Annotated in this window: 20 protein-coding genes; 12 read left to right on the top strand and 8 right to left on the bottom strand. The window is 73.1% G+C overall.

Translation table 11 applies throughout. The features are described from left to right. The first annotated feature begins 123 nt into the window (after nt 1-123). The 3 genes from LRM40_RS00205 to otnI are packed head-to-tail and all read left to right on the top strand — an operon-like array spanning nt 124 to nt 3,459. Complete coding sequence (locus LRM40_RS00205; RefSeq protein ID WP_151125429.1) at nt 124-1,614, top strand: amidase; 1,491 nt, start codon at nt 124-126, stop codon at nt 1,612-1,614. Between the two features lie 13 nt (nt 1,615-1,627). Continuing rightward, a complete protein-coding gene (locus LRM40_RS00200) occupies nt 1,628-2,620 on the top strand; it encodes an alpha/beta fold hydrolase (RefSeq protein ID WP_151125428.1) in 993 nt (330 codons plus the stop codon). A gap of 38 nt (nt 2,621-2,658) precedes the next feature. Next, entirely contained in the window at nt 2,659-3,459 is an 801-nt protein-coding gene (gene otnI, locus LRM40_RS00195) for a 2-oxo-tetronate isomerase (RefSeq protein WP_151125427.1), read from the top strand. A gap of 65 nt (nt 3,460-3,524) precedes the next feature. Here the strand turns inward: otnI and LRM40_RS00190 are convergent, their stop codons facing one another. The 4 genes from LRM40_RS00190 to LRM40_RS00175 form a co-directional block, all read right to left on the bottom strand. Continuing rightward, a complete protein-coding gene (locus tag LRM40_RS00190) occupies nt 3,525-3,794 on the bottom strand; it encodes a hypothetical protein (protein ID WP_151125426.1) in 270 nt (89 codons plus the stop codon). A 90-nt stretch (nt 3,795-3,884) separates the two neighbouring features. Further along, nucleotides 3,885-4,667 (bottom strand): SDR family oxidoreductase, encoded by a 783-nt coding sequence (locus LRM40_RS00185; RefSeq protein ID WP_151125425.1) that lies wholly within the window; start codon nt 4,665-4,667, stop codon nt 3,885-3,887. After that, nucleotides 4,634-7,138 (bottom strand): alpha/beta hydrolase fold domain-containing protein, encoded by a 2,505-nt coding sequence (locus tag LRM40_RS00180; RefSeq protein WP_151125424.1) that lies wholly within the window; start codon nt 7,136-7,138, stop codon nt 4,634-4,636. The genes LRM40_RS00185 and LRM40_RS00180 overlap by 34 nt, the downstream gene beginning before the upstream one ends. Nucleotides 7,139-7,146: 8 nt before the next feature. After that, nucleotides 7,147-8,568 (bottom strand): coniferyl aldehyde dehydrogenase, encoded by a 1,422-nt coding sequence (locus tag LRM40_RS00175; RefSeq protein ID WP_151125423.1) that lies wholly within the window; start codon nt 8,566-8,568, stop codon nt 7,147-7,149. 170 nt (nt 8,569-8,738) lie between these two features. Here LRM40_RS00175 and LRM40_RS00170 point away from each other — a divergent pair, with 170 nt between their 5' ends. Then, a complete protein-coding gene (locus LRM40_RS00170) occupies nt 8,739-9,773 on the top strand; it encodes an AraC family transcriptional regulator (protein WP_151125422.1) in 1,035 nt (344 codons plus the stop codon). A gap of 12 nt (nt 9,774-9,785) precedes the next feature. Here the strand turns inward: LRM40_RS00170 and LRM40_RS00165 are convergent, their stop codons facing one another. Then, nucleotides 9,786-10,115: a hypothetical protein gene (locus LRM40_RS00165; protein ID WP_151125421.1), complete on the bottom strand. Its 330-nt coding sequence runs from the start codon at nt 10,113-10,115 to the stop codon at nt 9,786-9,788. A 290-nt stretch (nt 10,116-10,405) separates the two neighbouring features. On the opposite strand from LRM40_RS00165, the gene LRM40_RS00160 reads away from it, so the two are divergent. After that, nucleotides 10,406-11,554 carry an NAD(P)/FAD-dependent oxidoreductase gene (locus LRM40_RS00160; RefSeq protein ID WP_151125420.1) on the top strand — a complete coding sequence of 383 codons (1,149 nt, stop codon included), beginning with the start codon at nt 10,406-10,408 and terminating at the stop codon, nt 11,552-11,554. Next, nucleotides 11,551-11,979 (top strand): group II truncated hemoglobin, encoded by a 429-nt coding sequence (locus LRM40_RS00155; protein WP_151125419.1) that lies wholly within the window; start codon nt 11,551-11,553, stop codon nt 11,977-11,979. The genes LRM40_RS00160 and LRM40_RS00155 overlap by 4 nt, the downstream gene beginning before the upstream one ends. 19 nt (nt 11,980-11,998) lie before the next feature. Here LRM40_RS00155 and LRM40_RS00150 read toward each other — a convergent pair whose 3' ends face one another. After that, nucleotides 11,999-13,417, bottom strand: a complete 1,419-nt coding sequence (locus tag LRM40_RS00150; protein ID WP_151125418.1) for an aminotransferase-like domain-containing protein — start codon at nt 13,415-13,417, stop codon at nt 11,999-12,001. Nucleotides 13,418-13,464: 47 nt separating this feature from the next. Between LRM40_RS00150 and LRM40_RS00145 the strand changes: the two genes are divergently transcribed. Beyond that, on the top strand, nt 13,465-13,953 hold the full coding sequence (locus LRM40_RS00145) for a hypothetical protein (RefSeq protein ID WP_170288946.1): 489 nt from the start codon (nt 13,465-13,467) through the stop codon (nt 13,951-13,953). On the opposite strand, the gene LRM40_RS00140 is transcribed toward LRM40_RS00145, so the two are convergent. Next, nucleotides 13,889-14,260, bottom strand: coding sequence for a nucleotide pyrophosphohydrolase (locus LRM40_RS00140; protein WP_151125416.1), 372 nt, complete (start codon nt 14,258-14,260; stop codon nt 13,889-13,891). The genes LRM40_RS00145 and LRM40_RS00140 overlap by 65 nt on opposite strands. 122 nt (nt 14,261-14,382) lie before the next feature. Here LRM40_RS00140 and LRM40_RS00135 point away from each other — a divergent pair, with 122 nt between their 5' ends. After that, the gene (locus tag LRM40_RS00135) at nt 14,383-15,171 is read left to right on the top strand and encodes a CsgG/HfaB family protein (RefSeq protein WP_170288945.1); all 789 of its coding nucleotides are present in this window, start codon (nt 14,383-14,385) and stop codon (nt 15,169-15,171) included. Between the two features lie 107 nt (nt 15,172-15,278). Here LRM40_RS00135 and LRM40_RS00130 read toward each other — a convergent pair whose 3' ends face one another. Continuing rightward, nucleotides 15,279-15,479 carry a hypothetical protein gene (locus LRM40_RS00130; protein WP_151125414.1) on the bottom strand — a complete coding sequence of 67 codons (201 nt, stop codon included), beginning with the start codon at nt 15,477-15,479 and terminating at the stop codon, nt 15,279-15,281. Between the two features lie 117 nt (nt 15,480-15,596). Here LRM40_RS00130 and LRM40_RS00125 point away from each other — a divergent pair, with 117 nt between their 5' ends. The 4 genes from LRM40_RS00125 (at nt 15,597) to LRM40_RS00110 (ending at nt 17,969) form a co-directional block, all read left to right on the top strand. Further along, nucleotides 15,597-16,517 (top strand): class I SAM-dependent methyltransferase, encoded by a 921-nt coding sequence (locus LRM40_RS00125; RefSeq protein ID WP_151125438.1) that lies wholly within the window; start codon nt 15,597-15,599, stop codon nt 16,515-16,517. A 34-nt stretch (nt 16,518-16,551) separates the two neighbouring features. Further along, nucleotides 16,552-17,106: a GNAT family N-acetyltransferase gene (locus tag LRM40_RS00120; RefSeq protein WP_151125413.1), complete on the top strand. Its 555-nt coding sequence runs from the start codon at nt 16,552-16,554 to the stop codon at nt 17,104-17,106. 104 nt (nt 17,107-17,210) lie between these two features. Further along, the gene (locus tag LRM40_RS00115; RefSeq protein ID WP_151125412.1) at nt 17,211-17,645 is read left to right on the top strand and encodes a hypothetical protein; all 435 of its coding nucleotides are present in this window, start codon (nt 17,211-17,213) and stop codon (nt 17,643-17,645) included. A gap of 72 nt (nt 17,646-17,717) precedes the next feature. Continuing rightward, nucleotides 17,718-17,969: a hypothetical protein gene (locus LRM40_RS00110; RefSeq protein ID WP_151125411.1), complete on the top strand. Its 252-nt coding sequence runs from the start codon at nt 17,718-17,720 to the stop codon at nt 17,967-17,969. Nucleotides 17,970-17,989 lie beyond the last annotated feature (20 nt).

Raw genomic sequence — 17,989 nt, 5'->3', positions numbered from 1 at the left:
GGGTACAGCAGGGTTGGGACAGGTTCTGGACGGGATCGTAGGCGCCGGCGCCGGGCGCAATCCCGTGAATAAGCCGGGAAAGCCGCGCTGCGTCCGGCTCAAGTTCGCCGCTATCCTGGCCCGATGAATGTCGACGAGTACCTGCAACACGACGCCACCGCGCTGGCCGAGCGCGTCGCCCGCGGTGAGGTCCAACCCACCGAGCTGCTGGACCTGGCCCTGGCCCGCCAGCAGGCGGTGCACGGCCGCCTCAATGCCCTGAGCCGGCTGATGGCCGGCGAGGCCCGCGGCCTGATCGCCGACGGCCTGCCCGAGGGGCCCTTCCGCGGCGTGCCCTTCCTGCTCAAGGACGGGGTGCACGACTGGGCCGGCCTGCCCACCAGCTATGGCTGCCGCGGCATGCTGCGTCTGGTGCCGACCGAGCATGCCTTTGTCGTGCGGCGCTACCTGCGCATGGGTCTGGTGGTCTTCGGCAAGACCAACCTGCCCGAGCTGGCGCTCAAGGCGGTCAGCGACTCCGCGCTGCACGGCCGGGCCTGCAACCCCTGGGACCTGGGGCGCACGCCCGGCGGCTCCAGCGGTGGCGCGGCCGCGGCGGTGGCCGCCGGCATCGTGCCCATGGCCGCAGGCAACGATGGCGGTGGCTCCATCCGCATCCCGGCGGCCTGCTGCGGCCTGGTGGGCCTGCGGCCCTCGCGCGGCCGGGTCTCGGTGGGCCCGGGCATCGGCGAGGTCTGGTACGGCGCCTCCACCGAAGGCGTGCTCAGCCGCAGCGTGCGCGACACCGCCCGCGCGCTGGACGCGCTGCAGGGCCCCGAGCCGGGCGACCCCTTCGTCATCGCCCCGCCGACCGAGCCCTATGCCCAGGCCTGGCAGCGCCCGCCGGGCCGGCTGCGCATCGGCTGGACCACCCGCTCGCCCATCGGCACGCCGGTGCACCCCGAGGCGGTGGCCGCGGTGCACGACGCGGTGGCGCTGCTCGCCTCGCTGGGCCACGAGCTGGTCGAGGCCGAACCGGCCATCGACGGCGACGCCCTGGCCCGCAGCTACCTGCACCTGTACTTCGGCCAGGTGCCGGCCCTGGTGGCGCGGGCCCGCGCCGCCGGTGCCCGCGACGGCGACTTCGAGCCCCTGACCCGGGTGCTGGAGACCCTGGGCCGCGCCGTCTCGGCCGGCCAGCTCACCCAGGAGCTCTGGCAGTGGAACGGCTTCGGCCGCGCGCTGGCCGACTTCCACGCCCGCCACGACCTGCTGCTCACCCCCACGCTGGCCGAGCCGCCGATCCGCCACGGCCAGGGCGACCCGCCGGCCTGGCAGCAGATTCTGCTGGACGGCCTGAACCGCAGCGGCCTGCTGGGCGCGCTGGCCCGGCGCGGCTGGCTCGACGGCATGGTCAACCAGATCGCCCGCGACAACCTGCAGGCCGTGCCCTTCACCCAGCTGGCGAACCTGACCGGCGTGCCGGCCATCAGCCTGCCGCTGTACTGGACGCCCGAGGGCTTGCCGCTGGGCGTGCAGTTCGTCGCCCCCTTCGGCCGGGAGGGCCAACTGCTGCAGCTGGCCGGCCAGCTCGAACAGGCACGGCCCTGGGCCGGACGGCGCCCGCCGCTGTGACCCCGGAGCTGCGATGACCCTGGCCCCGCGGACCGAGCGGCACACCCTGCGCGACGTGCACCTGCACGACGGCACGCTGCTGCCCACGCTGGCGCTGGCCTGCACCACGCTGGGCGCGCCGGACGGCGAGCCGGTGCTGCTGCTGCACGGCAGCCAGGGCTCGGCGGCCAGCTGGCTCACGCCGGCCTGGGCCGGGCGGATGTTCGGCCCCGGCCAGCCGCTGGACGCCGCGCGCCACCACCTGATCCTGCCCGACGCCCTGGGCAGCGGCCGTTCGGCCAAGCCCAGCGACGGTCTGGGGCCGGCCTTCCCGGCCTACACCTATGGCGACATGGTGGCCGTGCTGCACCGCCTGCTGACCGAGGCGCTGGGCATCCACCACCTGCGCGCGGTCATCGGCTATTCGATGGGCGGCATGCACACCTGGCTGCTGGCCGGCCAGCACCCGGACTGGATGGACATCGCCGTGCCCATGGCCGCCTCGCCCGTGCCCATGGGCGGGCGCAACTGGCTGCTGCGCCGCATGCTGTGCGAGAGCATCCGCCGCGACCCGGCCTGGCAGGGCGGGCGCTACACCACCCAACCGCCGGCCCTGGCCTGGGCCTCCACCTTCTTCGCGCTGGCCAGCAACGGCGGCGAGCAGGCCCTGCGGACCCAGGCGCCCGATGTGGCCGCGGCCGACGCGCTGCTGGACCGCCGCCTGGCCGCGCCCTTCACGGGCGATGCCAACGACCACCTCTGGCAGTGGGAGGCCGCGCGCGACTACGACCCCACGCCCGGCCTGGACCGCATCCGCGCCCGGGTGCTGGCCATCACCAGCGCCGACGACGAGCGCAACCCGCCGGCCCTGGACCTGATGGCCCCGGCCATCGCCCGCATCCCCCACGCCCGCCACCTGGTGGTGCCGCCCAGCGCCGGCACCAGCGGCCACGGCAGCCTGATGGACGCCCGCTTCTGCGCCGAGGCCCTGGCCGCCCTGCTGCGCGAGGCCCCGCGCCTGGCCTGAACCCGCTACGCTTGGCGGTCCTTCCGCACGCTGTCGCCATGCCCCGTTTCGCCGCCAATCTGTCCCTGCTCTACAACGACGTGGACTTCCTCGATCGCTTTGCCGCTGCCGCCGCCGATGGCTTCCTGGGGGTCGAGTTCCTCTTTCCCTACGCCTGGCCGGCCGAGCAGCTGGCCGGCCTGCTGAAGGCCCACGGCCTGCAGCAGGTGCTGTTCAACGCCCCTCCGGGCGACTGGGAGGCCGGCGAGCGCGGCCTGGCCTGCCGGCCCGGGCGCGAGGCCGAGTTCCGCGCCGGCTTCGAGCGGGCGCTGGGCTACGCCCGCGTGCTGGCCTGCCCCCGCATCCATGTGATGGCCGGCCTGCTGCCCGCGGGCGAGACCCGCGACAGCGTGCGCGCCACCTACGTGGCCAACCTGAAGGTGGCGGCCGCGCTGGCCGCCGAGGCCGGGGTGGACGTGCTGATCGAGCCGATCAACGAGCGCGACATGCCCGGCTTCTTCCTGAACCGGCAGGACCAGGCCCATGCCCTGGTGGCCGAGATCGGCGCGCCCAACGTCAAGGTGCAGATGGACCTCTACCACTGCCAGATCGTCGAGGGTGACCTGGCCATGAAGATCCGCCAGTACCTGCCCACCGGCCGCGTGGGCCACTTCCAGATCGCCGGCGTGCCCGAGCGCCACGAGCCGGACATCGGCGAGATCCACCACCCCTACCTGTTCCGCCTGCTCGACACGCTGGGCTGGGATGGCTGGATCGGTTGCGAGTACCGCCCGGCCCGCGGCAGCGCGCCGCACGCCACCTCCGACGGCCTGGGCTGGCTGCGGCCCTGGTTGGATTGAAGAACCCTGGGATGGTGCAGGGCCGCGCTAATTGAGCCCGCGTGCTTGGGGCTCGGGCCACATCCTCAGTTTGCAGGCCTGCTCATTCCCGGATTGGGAGAGCGGCTCATCCCATCCATGATGCGGGCAGAGGCATCGCGCTCATGCTGGGCGTCAGCCGCCGTGCGGCAGCGGCTGTGGGCAATGTTGCTTCCGAGCGAACGTTCTTGCTCGCACACCATTGCGGGCGCTTGGGTCGTGGCGGCAGCGTCGGCGGGCGGCGTGGTCGCGGTGCTGCAGGCGCCCAACGTCGCTACCAGGGCGCAGATCAGAGACAGAGGAAACAGGTGCTTCATGGTCAATCCAAACAACAGGCCTGTGGCATGGCCCAAGTTGCCCATTGTCTGTGCTGCCACCTCTCTTGGCAGGCTTCGCCTTGGGGATGGTCAAGCCGCGATGCGCCGGGCGAGCCAGCGTTCCAGCCACTGCGGTCCGCTGCCCGACAGCCGGAACAGCCAGCGCGCCAGGGGGCCCACCGGCCAGTGCACCCGGCCCCAACCGCGGGCCCGGGCGGTGTGCCAGACCTGGTCGGCCACGTCCTCGGCCGTCAGACGCACGCCCAGGCGGCGGATGCTCTGCGCATCCATGTCCAACACCATGGCCGTCTGCACGAACAGCGGCATCAGGTCCTGCACGCGGATGCCGTCCTGTTCCCACTCGATGCTCAGCGCCTCGGTCAGCCCGCGCACCGCGAACTTGCTGGCCGAGTAGGTGGCCAGCGAGGCCTGACCGTAGATGGCCGCGGTGGAGCACAGGTTGATGACCTGCGCGCCCGGCGTGGCCGCCAGCAGCGGGTGGGCCAGCCAGCAGCCATTGAGCAGGCCCTTCACGTTGACGTCGATCACCGCGTGGTGTCTTTCCAGCGGCGAGTCGGCGAAGGGCCCGGAGATCAGGATGCCGGCGTTGTTGACCAGCAGGTCCAGCCGGCCGAAGCGCTGGCGCACGGTGGCCAGGGCCGCCGTCCACTGGGCCGGGTCGGTCACGTCCAGGGTCAGGCCCAGGCAGCGCGCCTCGCCCAGGCCGCGCACCAGGTCGGCCAGGCCGGTGGCGTCGATGTCGCCGGCCACCACCTGCCAGCCCTCCAGCGCGAAGCGGCGGGCGGTGGCCCGGCCGATGCCGGTGGCCGCGCCGGTGATCAGGACGCAGCGGCTTGGGGTGTCGTGGGCCATGGGGCGGGGCTTTCGTCGGGAATCGTGGCGGCGCTGGCCGGGGCAGCCTGGGCCATGAAGCGCTGGCTGGCCTGGCCCAGGGCCTGCACCGCGGCGGCGGCCGAGGCCAGGTAGCCCGCCTGCAGCTGGAACACATGCCAGCGCCGGGCGTGCACCTCCAGCTGCACCGGCAGGCCGCAGGCGCGGGCGTGGCGGGCCAGGGCCAGCGCGTGGCCGCGCAGGATCTCCTCCTCGCCCACCTGGATGAACAGCGGCGGCAGGCCGGCCAGGTCCTGGCGCAGGGGCTGGTGCTCCGGCGCGTCGGCCGGCGCGGCGTACCAGCGCAGGGCCTGGGTGAGCCAGCCCGGGCGCAGCATGGGGTCGCGCTGGGTCGGGTCGGTGGGGCCGCCCTCGGGGCGCAGGTCCGTCACCGGCGAGAGCAGCAGCAGCCCGGCCGCCGGAGCCTCGCCGAGGGCCTTGAGCCGCAGGGCCAGCGCCAGGGCCAGCGCACCGCCGGCCGAATCGCCCGCGATGACGATGCGCCCGGCCGGCAGGCCGCGCGCCCGCAGCGCCCGCCACACCGCCAGCGCGTCCTCCAGCCCCGCGGGGTAGGGGTGCTCGGGCGCCAGCCGGTAGTCCACCATCCAGACGGGGCACTGCGCGGCCGGGGCCAGGCGGCTGCTCAGGCTGCGGTGGGTGGCCGGGCCACCCAGGCAGAAGGCGCCGCCGTGCAGGTAGAGGATGGCGCCATCGGCCGCCTCGCTGCGGCCGGGCGGGCTGAGGACTTCCACCGGCACCGCGCCCACGCGTTCCTGGCGCCGCTGCACGCCACCGCCGGCGAACATGGTGAGCGTCAGTGCCCGCGCCACCGCGCGCTGCAGCGGCGCGTTCAGCGGCGGGCCCACCAGCAGGCGGAAGCTGTGGCGCAGCAGGCTGCGCAGGCCGGCGGCCACCAGCGCTTCGGTGCGGCTGGCGGGCTCGCGCAGCTCCACCGCGCCGGTCAGCGTCGGTGCCTCGGTCAGCGGCCGGCTCAGGCGGTAGGCCGACAGCGAGGACCAGCGCGTCCAGGCCCGGAAGCTCAGCGTGAAGCCGGGCCAGTTGGTGGGGTTGTGGCCGCGGGCGTCGATGTACCAGCTGCGGCAGCCGTTCCACACCGTGGCCGTCAGCCGGCGCTGCACCCAGCGGTTGAAGCGGCCGAAGCGGCCCGGGTCCACCTCCAGCGCGGTGGCGCCGGCCTGCTGCATCGCCCGCCGGCAGCGCATGACGTGGGCGATCTGGCTCTCCAGCATGTAGACGATGGAGTTGTGGCCGAGGTTGGTGTTGGGCCCGTAGAGCGTGAACAGGTTGGGAAAGCCCGGCACCGTCAGGCCCAGGTAGGCGGCCGCGCCCTCGCGCCAGGCCTCGTCCAGCGTGCGGCCGTCGCGGCCGGTGATGCGCATGGGCGCCAGGAACTCGGTGGCCGCGAAGCCGGTGCCATAGACCAGCACGTCGGCCGGGTGCAGCCGCCCGTCCACCGTCTCCACCCCCGTGGGCGTGATGCGGCGGATGCCCTCGGTCACCAGGGCCACGTTGGGCCGGGCCATGGTGGCCAGGTAGGTGGACGACAGCAGGATGCGCTTGCAGCCGATCGGGTAGTCGGGCGTCAGGCGCTGGCGCAGCGCGGCGTCCGGCACCTGGCGCTTGAGCAGGCGCTGGAAGGGCACGCCCACCGCCCAGCGCATCAGGCCCTTGAAGCGGGTGAAGGCCAGGGCCTGGGATTCGTAGTGCAGGTAGATGCCCAGGCGGCGCAGCCGCATGCGCCAGGGTTGGCGCCGCATGGCGTCCTGCTCCGCGGTGCTGTAGGGCCGGTCCGGCCGCGGCAGCACATAGGCGGCCGAGCGCTGGAACACGCTGAGCTGGGCCACCCGCGGCGCGATGGCCGGCACGAACTGGATGGCCGAGGCGCCGGTGCCGATCACCGCCACCCGCTTTCCTTCCAGCGCCACGCCGTGGTCCCACTGCGCCGAGTGGAAGCGCGGGCCGGTGAAGTCCGCCAGGCCGGGGATGTTCGGCAGGGCCGGGCGGCTGAGCTGGCCCACGGCGGTGATCAGCTGGCGGGCCTGCAGCGTCTCGCCACTGGCCAGCGTCACCGTCCAGCCCTGGGCGGCTTCGTCCCAGGCGGCCTCGCGCACCTCGGTGTGCAGGCGCAGGTGGCGGCGCAGGTCGTACTTGGCGGCGCAGTGGCGCAGGTAGTCCAGGATCTCGGGCTGGGTGGCGAAGCTGCGCGACCAGTCGGGCTTGGGCTCGAAGGAGAAGGAGTAGAGGTGCGAGGGCACGTCGCAGGCGGCGCCGGGGTAGGCGTTGTCGCGCCAGACGCCGCCCACGTCGCCGCCCTTCTCCAGGATCAGGAAGCGGGTCTCGCCGGCCTGGCGCAGCGCCACGGCCATGCCCAGCCCGGCGAAGCCGCTGCCGATGATCAGGGCGTCCAGCATGTCGGGGTTCGTGTCGGCCATCGTCTGCCTCAACCCAGGCGCTGCAGCAGGCCCAGCAGGCGCTCGAAGGTGGCGCCGTAGGGCGGACGGAACAGCGCGGTGCCGGCCCAGCGCGACTGGTGGAACACGGGCTTCAACTTGCTGAAGGTGTTGAAGCCCCACTCGCCGTGGTAGGCCCCCATGCCGCTGGCGCCCACGCCGCCGAAAGGCTGGTGCTCCTGGCCCAGGTGCCACAGGCAGTCGTTGACGGTGACGCCGCCGGAGATCGTCTCGTGCAGCACCCGGTCACGGTGGGCCGTGTCGCGGCCGAACCAGTACAGGGCCAGCGGCCGGTCGCCCTGCTGAACGTGGGCGATGGCCGCGTCCAGCGAAGGCACCTCCAGGATGGGCAGCACCGGGCCGAAGATCTCCTCGCGCATCAGGCGCGCGCCGGCCGGCGGATTGAGCACCAGGGTCGGCGCGATCTTGCGCGTGCCCTGCTCCAGCGATTCGTGGGCCGGGTTGACCTGCACGATGGTGGCGCCCAGGCCGGCGGCCTCGGCCACCATGTCGCGCAGCCGGGCGTGGTGGCGCGGGCTGACGATGGCGGTGTAGTCGGGGTTGTCGCGCAGCGTCGGGTACATGCGCTCGGCCGCGCGGGCGATGCGCCGCGCCAGGGCCTCGCCCTGGCCGGTGGGCACCAGCACGTAGTCGGGCGCCACGCAGGTCTGGCCGGCGTTGAGCAGCTTGCCGTAGGCGATGCGCTGGGCCGCCTCGTCCAGGTCGGCGGAACTGTCGATGATGGCCGGCGACTTGCCGCCCAGCTCCAGCGTCACCGGTGTCAGGTTGGCGGCGGCGGCCTGGGCCACCAGCCGGCCCACCGGGGTCGAGCCGGTGAAGAACAGGTGATCGAAGGGCAGGTGGCTGAAGGCCTGGCCCACGCTGGCGTCGCCGGTGACCACGCTCATCTCGTCGGGGGCGAAGGCCTCGGCCACCGCGCGCTCCAGCAGGGCCGAGAAGGCCGGGGTCAGCTCCGAGGGCTTGATCAGCACCCGGTTGCCCGCGGCCAGCGCCGCCAGGGCCGGGCCCAGCGAGAGCTGCAGCGGGTAGTTCCAGGGCGCCACCACGCCCACCACGCCCAGGGGCTGGGGCAGCAGGCGGTTGCGCCCGGGCAGGAAGTGCAGCTGGGTCGGCACGCGCCGCTCGCGCATCCAGCCCTTCAGATGGCGCAGCGCATGGCGCAGGCCGGCGCGCACCACGAAGGCCTCGGCCAGCCGGGTCTCGTGCGGGCTGCGGCCGCTGAAGTCGGCGCTGATGGCCTGCACCAGGGCCGCCTCGTGGCGGTCCAGCAGCGCGGCTAGGCGCTGCAGCCGGTCGCGCCGCTCGGCCAGGGTCGGAAAGGGCTGGCGGCCAAAGGCCTGGCGCTGGGCCTCGAAACGGTCCACCAGGGGGGAGGGCGGGGTCTGCTGCACGGCGGGTCTCCGGTCGGTGTGGCGGGCGAACGCACGTTCGCTTTTCTGGCGGCGATGATGCGGTCCGCAGGGGTCTTCACCCAGGGCCCAAGAGGCCGATCACTTTATGATTTGGGCCAATTCATGGCCCTTCAGGGAAAGTCTGGAGGGCCGCCGACCTGCTGTCCGCCATGAACGTCTGGGATTTCCACCGCAGCCCCGCCAGTGTGGCGCTGATGCTGGCCTTCGGCCGCGAGCAGGGGCTGGCGCCCGAGACGCTGCTGGCCGGCACCCGCCTGAGCGAGGCCCAGCTGGCCGATCCGGACACCCTGCTGTCCTCGGCCCAGGAGCTGCGCGTGGTGGCCCAGCTGCTGCAGGCCCTGGGGCATCCGCCGGGCCTGGGTCTGGCGGTGGGTGCGCGCTACCGCTTCTCCGACTACGGCCTCTGGGGCTATGGCCTCATCACCTGCCCCACGGCAGGCGATGCCCTGGCGCTGGCGCTGCGCTTCCTGGCGCTCAGCCATGCCTTCACCACCATCGCCTACCGCGAGGAGGGCCCGCTGGGCGTGCTGGGCTTCGGCGCCCCGGACGTGGCCCCGGGGCTGCAGCGCTTCCTGGTGGAGCGCGACCTGGCCGGTGCGGCCGTGCTGCTGCAGGAGGTGGCCGGGGCCGACGTGCCGCTGGCCTGGCTGCGCCTGCAGGCGCCCCGCCCCGCCGCCCGTGGCCGGCCGGCGCCGGTGCTGGACCAGCCCATCGCCGGCGCCGTGCCGCAATGGGGCGCACCGGACACCAGCCTGGCCTTCGACCGGCGCCTGCTGGCCCGGCCGCTGCCCCAGGCCAACGCGCTGACGCTGGCGCAGTGCGAACAGCTCTGCGCCCAACTGCTGGAACAGCGCCGCGCCCGCCTGGGCACCGCCCAGCAGGTGCGCCAAGCCCTGGCCGGCCGGGGGGCCACGCCGGGCCGCGGCGAACTGGCGGCGCTGGCGCGCCAGCTGCACCTGAGCGAGCGCACCCTCAAGCGCCGTCTGCAGGCCGAGGGCACCTCCTTGCGGGCCCTGCAGGCCGAGGCCCGCCGGACCCAGGCCCTGACCCTGCTGGCCGATGCCCGCCTGAGCCTGGGCGAAGTGGCCGATCGCCTGGGCTTTGCCGACCTCTCCAGCTTCTCCCAGGCCTTCAAGCGCTGGGAGGGCGTGTCGCCCCGGGCGTACCGGCAGCGGGTGGATTGAGTCCGACGAGGTTCAGCGCCAGCCGCTGGGCGGCACCGGCAGGCGCAGTGCCAGGGTCAGGCCGGCGAAGACGATGAACAGCAGCAGCTCGCCGGCATTGGCCAGGGCGCCCAGCAGGCTCAGCCAGAAGGGCAGGCCCAGGCTGACGGCCGCGCACATGGCCACGGTCAGCAGGCCGGCCAGCACGCCGTGCACCTTGACGTAGTGCGGCATCCAGCGGCGCAGGGTATCCAGGTTGTCCACCCGCATCGCGCGGTGCAGGAACAGGTCCCCCTGCGGCGCCTGCATCAGGCCCACGGGCAGGAGGTAACGGGTCCAGAGTGAACGGTGGGTCGGCGGCATGTGCGGCTCCCGGATGAACTGCGGTCGGGGGTGCAGGGATTGTCCGGCATCAAGGGTTAACCCTTGGATCTGTCGGGAAACACACGCCGGCCGGGCCGCGCATTCCGTCACAGGGCGGGCCGGTGCCGGGGATGACAGGGCTGCCATTGTTGGCAGTTTCTGGCATGACGCAGCTGTCGGATGGGTGGGCCGCCAGGGCGGCGCCTCTCGGTGTCGGGCATCCAAGTGCTTGAACCGAAACGCTTTTCCTCCTCGGATCTGCCTGGCACAGGGCTTGATAAGGGGCGTCCATGACGCCTACGCCCATCCCCACCACCCGCATCACCGTGCTGGGTGCCGGCTTTGCCGGCCTGTCCACCGTCCGCGCCCTGCGCCGCCAGGACCCGCATGCCGAGATCACCCTGGTCGCTCCGCGCGCCGAGCTGCACTACCTGCCCGGCATCATCTGGATCCCGGCCGGCCTGCGGCGGCGCGAGGATCTGGTGGTGCCGCTGGAGAACTTCTTCCGGCGGCAGCGCGTGCGGCATGTGGCGGCCGAGGTCACCGGTCTGGCCGATGGCGGTCGCACGGTGCTGACCACCGCCGGTCCGCTGGCCAACGATGGCCTGGTCATCGCCACCGGCGGACGCTTCCTCAAGAAGCTGCCCGGCATCGAGCACGCCATCACCCCCTGCGAGGGCATCGCGGCGGCCGAACGCATCCGCGACCGCTTGCGGGCAATGCTCGGCGGCACCATTGCAGTGGGCTTTGCCGGCAACCCCAAGGAGCCCAGCGCGGTGCGCGGCGGGCCGATGTTCGAGTTCCTGTTCGGCATCGACGAGCAGCTGCGGCGCGAGGGCCGGCGGGACCGCTTCGAGCTGGTCTTCTTCAACCCCTCGGCCGAACCCGGCGCCCGCCTGGGCCCGAAGGCCGTGCAGCGCCTGCTGGGCGAGATGGCCCGGCGCGGCGTCCGCACGGTGCTGGGCCACAAGATGGTCCGCCTCGAGGCTGACCAGGTGGTGACCGAGGGCGAGGCTTTCCGGGCCGACCTGATCCTGTTCATGCCGGGCATGACCGGCAATGCCTGGTTCGACGCCACCGAGCTGCCGCGCTCGCCCGGCGGCTTGCTGCAGGCCGACGCGCAGTGCCGCGTGCCCGGCTTCGAGCGGGTCGTGGTGGTGGGCGATTCGGGCAGCTTTCCCGGCCCCGACTGGATGCCCAAGCAGGCCCACATGGCCGATCTGCAGGCCCGGGCAGCGGCCACCAACCTGCTGGCCGACCTGGCGGGCCGGCCTTCGCAGGCCACCTTCCCGGTGGAGCTGATCTGCATCGTCGATGCGATCGACCACGGCACCCTGATCTGGCGCACCGAGCGTCGCCAGCTGATGCTGCCACCCAGCCGCCTGCTCCACTGGGCCAAACGCGGCTTTGAACGCCACTACCTGAGGCAATACCGATGAACACCCCCACCCTGAGCCCCTACGACCGCCTGGGCGGCGAGGCCGGCGTGCGCCGCCTGGTCGAGCGCTTCTACGCCCTGATGGACGAGTTGCCCGAGGCCTACACCGTGCGGCAGATCCACCCCGAGAGCCTGGCCGGCAGCGCCGACAGCCTGCTCAAGTTTCTCAGCGGCTGGTTCGGCGGGCCGCCGCTGTACACCGCCGAGAAGGGCCACCCGCGCCTGCGCATGCGCCACCTGCCCTACCGGGTGGGGCCGGTGGAGCGCGACGAGTGGATGCTGTGCATGCGCCAGGCCCTGGCCGAGACGGTGGACGATGCGCCGCTGCGGGCCGTGCTGGAGAAGGCCTTTGCCGACATGGCGGATCACATGGTCAACACCACGGGTGAGACCTGCGCCTGCTCGGCACCGGCCACCTCGGCCTGAACCGGTCTGCGGCGGCGGTTCAGGCGCCCCGCACCAGGCTGCCCAGCGTGCGCAGGGCAGCGTCCACGTCCTCGTCCATGGCCCGGCCGCAGCTCAGGCGCACGCAGCCGTCGTAGCGCCGGCCGGTGGAGAACATGGAGCCCGGCGCGATCTTGATGCCCCGGGCCAACGCGGCGTCGAACAGGGTGTCGCCGCTGGCGCCGTCGGGCAACTGCAGCCACAGCAGCATGCCGCCCTCGGGCAGGGTCACCCGGGTGCCGGGCGGGAAGTGGGTGGCGATGCGGTCGGCATAGGCGTCGCGGTGCTGGCGCAGGGCCTCGTTCAGGCGCCGCAGGTGGCGGTCGTAGGCCGGGCTGTCCAGGAACTCCGCCACCGTGGCCTGGGGCAGCTCCTCCGGGAAGCGGCTCTGGGTGTACTTGAGCATCTCCACCCGGGCCTGCCAGCGCCCGGCCAGCATCCAGCCCAGGCGCAGGCCGGGCGCCAGGATCTTGCTCAGCGAGTTGCAGTGGATGACGCCGCCGGCCCGGTCCCAGGCCTTGAGCGGGCGCGCCGGCTGGGGGCTCATCTCGCCGTAGATGTCGTCCTCGATCAGCGCCACGCCGCGTTCGGCGCACAGGGCCACCAGGGCGGCCTTGCGCGCGTCGGGCATGGTGCAGCCCAGCGGGTTGTGCAGGGTGGGCATGACGGCGACCGCCTGGATGGACGGGTCGCTGTCCAGCGCGAAGGCCAGGGCCTCGACCGACAGGCCGTCGCGCGGGCTGGTGGGCAGCTCGATGGCGCGCAGGCCCAGGGCTTCGATGATCTGCAGCAGGCCGTAGAAGCTGGGCGACTCCACCGCCACCGTGCCGCCGGGCTGGGTCACCGCCCGCAGCGCCAGGTTCATGGCCTCGGTGGCCCCCTGGGTGATGACCACCTCTTCCGGCGCGGCCGCAACGCCGCGGGCCAGGACCCGTCGGGCCAGCGCGGCGCGCAGCAGCGGGTGGCCGTGCCGGCGGGTCATGCTGACCAGGGCGGTGGGCTGCAGCCGCAGCTTGCGCTGCATGATGCGCGAGAGCGCCTCGCCCGGGTAGAGGGCGCTGGGCGCCACCGCCAGCGCCAGGTTGGCCGTCACCGGCTGGCGCTGGCCGCGGGCCAGGATCTCCGACACATGGGCCGAGATGCCGACATAGGCCGCCGGGTCGATGGGCCGCAGGCCCTGCTCGGTGGCCGGGGGCAGGCCGCGCCGGCGCGGGTGCTGCACGAAGTAGCCCGAGCGGGCGCGGGCCTCCAGCCAGCCTTCATCCTCCAGCTGGCGGCAGGCCTGCAGCGCGGTCGACAGGCTGACGGTGTGGGTGCGCATCAGCGTGCGCACCGACGGGAAGCGGTCGCCCGGGCGCAGCGAGCCGGCGTGGATGGCCGACCGGTACTGGTCGGCGATGCGGCGGTACAGCGGGTTCATGGCGCGGGCCAGTGTGCGGGCGGGGCGGTCATCGCAACAGGCACAGAGTGTCGCGCATCGAACCGGAACAGATGGCCTGCAAGGCCGCTGTTGCGGGGCGCCCCGTGCGCGGCTGTGCCTGCCGGGCCGCGGCCCGGCTGCGCACAGTGGAGGCCATGCACCCCGATGACCTGACCCCTCCCGCCACCGTCACCCACACCCTGGCCGCCGGCCAGTGCCTGAGCCTGCAGCTGCGCCGGGGCGACCGGCTCTGGCTGGCCCGGGGGCGCCTGCAGGCCCGGCCGCCCGCCCAGTGGCTGGGCGAACGGCTGTGGCAGCCGGTGGCCGTCTGGGCCGAGGGGCATCAGGACCTCGTGCAGGACGCGGGCGAGTGGCAGTGGCAGGCCCTGTCGGCCGCCACGCTGCGGCTGCAGCGGCGGGCCCCGCTGGGGGCGCGGCTGTGGGGCTGGCTGGTCGGCGGGTGGGGCCGTCTCACAGCTCGCTGGCCCGGTCGGCCCGCCCGCGCGCCTTCTCCACCGGGTACTTGGCGGCGTTGACCACCATCTTGCGGGCGGCCGCGTCCAGCAGGTCCACCTCCAGCGCGCTGGCCAGCTGCACCAGGTAGAGCAGCACGTCGGCCATCTCGGCGGCCACCGCGTCCTTGGCGGGCCCCGGCCGGGCCAGGGCGCGGCTCTGGTCCTCGGTCAGCCACTGGAAGTGCTCCAGCAACTCGCCCGCCTCCACGATCAGCGCCGAGGCCAGGTTCTTGGGCGAATGGAAGGGCTGCCAGGCGCGCTCGGCAGCGAAATCGCGCAGGCGCTGGGGCAGGGTCTCCCAGCGCAAGGGGTCGGCATCGGTTTTCATCGGGCAGCGTGCTGCCGGGTGGGGCAGCTCAATTTGTATGTGGATGTGTCGATAACGTGAAGGGCACGGTTCCGGCGCTTGCCTGCACCGGCTGACAACCCCCAACCCCAAGGATGAGAAGAATGAACTCGAAGATCCGCCTGGCGTGCGTGGCCACATTGTCGATCGCCGCTCCGCTGGCCTGGGCTGCCGACGCCCCGCCCCCGCCCACCCTGGCCCATTGCGATGCGCCGGTGGCCTCCGTGATGGTGGGCAAGATGCAGTGCAAGGCCGCCAACTGCAACAACGGCAACAACGGCGGCGCGGGGGCCAGCGGTCTGGCCGCCCTGCTGCAGATGGCCAATGCGGCCAACGGCGGGCTGAGCAATGTCAGCGGCATCGCCGACGGCATCAAGGACGTGCTGGTGACGGCCCTGTCCGAAAGCGGTTGCTTCGAGGTGCAGGACCGCGAGCAGCTCGACGAGATCGCCAAGGAACTGGAACTGGCCGGCAAGAAGGTGCAGACCCAGCAGGCCGAGTTCCTGATCTCCGGCGCGGTGACGCAGATCGACGTCAGCACCGAGAACAAGAGCTTCGGTGCCGGCCTGCTGCCTTTCGTCGGCTCCATCGGCACCAAGACCCAGAAGGCCGCGGTGGCCCTGGACATGAAGCTGGTGCGCGTGGAGACCGCCAAGGTCGTGGCCTCCAAGCGCGCCACCGCCTCCACCGAGGACAGCTCCTTCTCGGTCGGCGGCTTCGGCGGTGGCGCCGTGGGCGGCACCATCGGCGGCTTCGGCGGCTCCCTGTCCAGCCTCAAGGGCACCAACCTGGAGGCGGTGACCAAGGACGCCATCGTGCAGTCGGTCAACTTTCTGGTGGAAGCGGCGCGCGGCGCCCGCACTGCCAGCGTGGCGGGGACGCCCACGCCCTGAGGCCGACGGCGCGCCGCACCCGCAGAGCCAACAAAAAAGCCCCCGGGGGACCGGGGGCTCGTGCGTGGCAGGTCCGAAGACCTGCGAGAGACAGGCTGTTCAGCCGATCACTTGGACGCGGCGGGAGCGGCGGCTTCGGCCTTGGCGGCGGCCTTCTTCTTGACCACGTGCTTCTTCTTGGCAACCTTGTGCTTGGTGGCGGAAGCGGCGGCGGCCGGCGCAGCAGCGGCGTCGGTGGCAGGAGCATCCGCGGCAAAGGCGCCGGCGGCGAACACGGTGGCGATCAGGGCAGCGAACAGCTTGGTCATGATGACAGGGACGTTGGAGTCCGTGGGTTGAAGATGAGTGCTCAACGAGGCCCGAAAACCGCCGGTTGACCCTCTCGACGACAATTTCTTCAAACTCGCCCCGAAGCTGTCTTGAACCTGTCTGCCCTGCTCGACACCATCGCCCACCTTGAACCGGTGGACACCGCCCAGCGCCTCTTCCACGGCCGCGGCGGCCGCCATCCCGGCTGCGAGGACTGGACCCTGGACGCCTACCCGCCGGTCTGGCTGCTGACCTGCTTCGCCCCGGTGGACGAGGCCACGCTGGCCACCGTCCAGGCCGCCCTCGCGCGGCGCTGGGCCGAGGTGGCGCCCGGCCAGACCCTGAACCTGGTCTTCCAGCAGCGTGACGAGGTGCGGGCCCAGACCCGCCTGCTCAGCGGCAGCGTGCCTGAGCCCCATACCGTGGCCGAAGACGGCGCCCGCTACAAGGTGCACCTGCTGCGCGGCTTCAACCATGGCCTGTTCCTGGACATGGCCGAGGGCCGGCGCTGGGTGCGGGCCCAGGCCGCCGCCCGGCCCGGCTTGACCGTGCTCAATCTCTTCGCCTACACCTGCGCCTTCTCGGTGGCGGCCCTGCAGGGCGGCGCCGGCCGGGTGGTCAATGTGGACATGGCCGCCGGCGCCCTGGGCATCGGCAAGGCCAACCACGCCCTCAACGGCCTGACAGCCGGGGCCAGCTTCCTGCCGCACGACCTGTTCAGCAGCTGGGGCAAGGTGGGCCGCGGCGGGCCCTACGACCTGGTCATCGCCGACCCGCCCAGCTACCAGAAGGGCAGCTTCGTGGCCGAGAAGGACTACCCCCGCCTGCTGCGCCGCCTGCCCGAGCTGCTGACGCCCGGCGGCCAGGCCCTCTTGTGCCTGAACTCGCCCAAGCGCACCGAGGCCGAGCTGCGCGCCTGGGTGGCCGAGCACGCGCCCACCCTGCAGGTCACCGAGCGCCTGCCCAACCCGGCGGCCTTTGCCGATGCGGACGAGACGCGCTCGCTCAAGGTGCTGGTGGCGCGGCGGCCGGACTGAGCCCGCCGCGGCCTGCTCTGGTTAGGATGGGCCGATGAGCTTTCCCACGCTGGAGACCCCGCGGCTGCGGCTGCGCGAACTGACGCTGGACGATGCCCCCGCCCTGCTGGCCATCCATGGCGACGGCCCGGCCATGCGCCACTTCGGCACCGACCCCCTCACCACCCTGGCCGAGGCCGAGGACCTGGTGCGGCGTTTTGCCGCCTGGCGCCAGCAGCCCCACCCCGGCGTGCGCTGGGGGCTGGAGCGCCGTGCCGACGGCGCCCTGGTGGGCAGTTGCGGCCTGTTCGCCTGGAACCGCGAATGGGCCAAGTGCAGCACCGGCTACGAGCTGGCCCGCACGGCCCGCGGCCAGGGGCTGATGCGCGAGGCCCTGCGGGCGGCCTTCGACTGGGGCTTCGCGCAGATGGGACTGCACCGCATCGAGGCCCAGATCCACCCGGACAACGCGCCCTCGCTGGCGCTGGCCGAGGGCCTGGGCTTCGTGCGCGAGGGCCGGCTGCGCGAGGTCGCTTTCTGGGGCGGGCAGCGGCACGATCTGTGGCAGCTGGGTCTCTTGCGCGGCGACTGGCCGCCGCGCCAGGACTGAGCCACACCTCACTGCAGACGCATCAGGCGGCTTCCCGGCCCGGTTTTCCGGGCTTTGCCCCGGGCCCGCGCGCCCAACACTGGCGGCATCCCGAGGACACCGCCATGAACACCTCTCTGCCCGCGGCCGCCGGGGCCGCCCTGGCCCTGTGGGCCCTGCTGACCAGCCCGGCCCAGGCCGACCTGAGCCCGCTGGACACCCCCGCGCTGCGGGCGGTGAGCGCCCAGGCCAGCCCCCCGCCGCCCTTGCCGGGTGGCCTGGCCGCGCTGCTGCCCGTGGGCAGCTACAGCGTGGACACCATCGACCGCGCCACCTTCCTGGCCCAGCTGGCCCAGCGCGGGGTGGACGGCCTGCCCGCGGCCCTGTACGACGGCCGCGACGTCAGCCTGTACAGCTTCGCCGACCAGCCCTTCGACCTCAGCCTGGACCTGGCCCGGTTGATCGCCCAGCAGTCCGCCCCCAGCCTGAAGCCCCTGGGCACGCTGACCTTCAGCGGCATGAACCTGGGCGGCACGGTGGTCTGGGTCTGGGGCCATTGAGCCCGGGCGAGTCCGGCGGGGACAATCCGGGGTTCTGAACCCTTGTCCTGTCCCGGACACCCGGAGCCCCGCGTGAAGCCCTACACCATCGAAGTCCAGCGCCTGAAGTCCATCCGCCACGACCACCACGGCCTCATCGAAGTCAGCCTGGACGCGCTGGTCTCGGCCCGCCAGGCCGCCCGCGACGACAGCGAGGCCGGCGTGCCGTCCAGCTGCCTGAGCATCCCGGTGGAGCATGCCCGCACCCTGGTGCTGCTGCTCAAGCAGCAGCTCAACGAGCTGGACAAGCTCAACCCGCGCAGCCGCCGCTCCGGCCGGGCCTGAGCGGACGCCCCCGGTGCCTC

Origin of the sequence: Ideonella dechloratans (genome assembly GCF_021049305.1) — a bacterium.
Taxonomy (GTDB): domain Bacteria; phylum Pseudomonadota; class Gammaproteobacteria; order Burkholderiales; family Burkholderiaceae_C; genus Ideonella; species Ideonella dechloratans.
The sequence above is the reverse complement of the archived record's forward strand: the minus strand, read 5'-3'. Positions and strand labels throughout refer to the sequence as shown.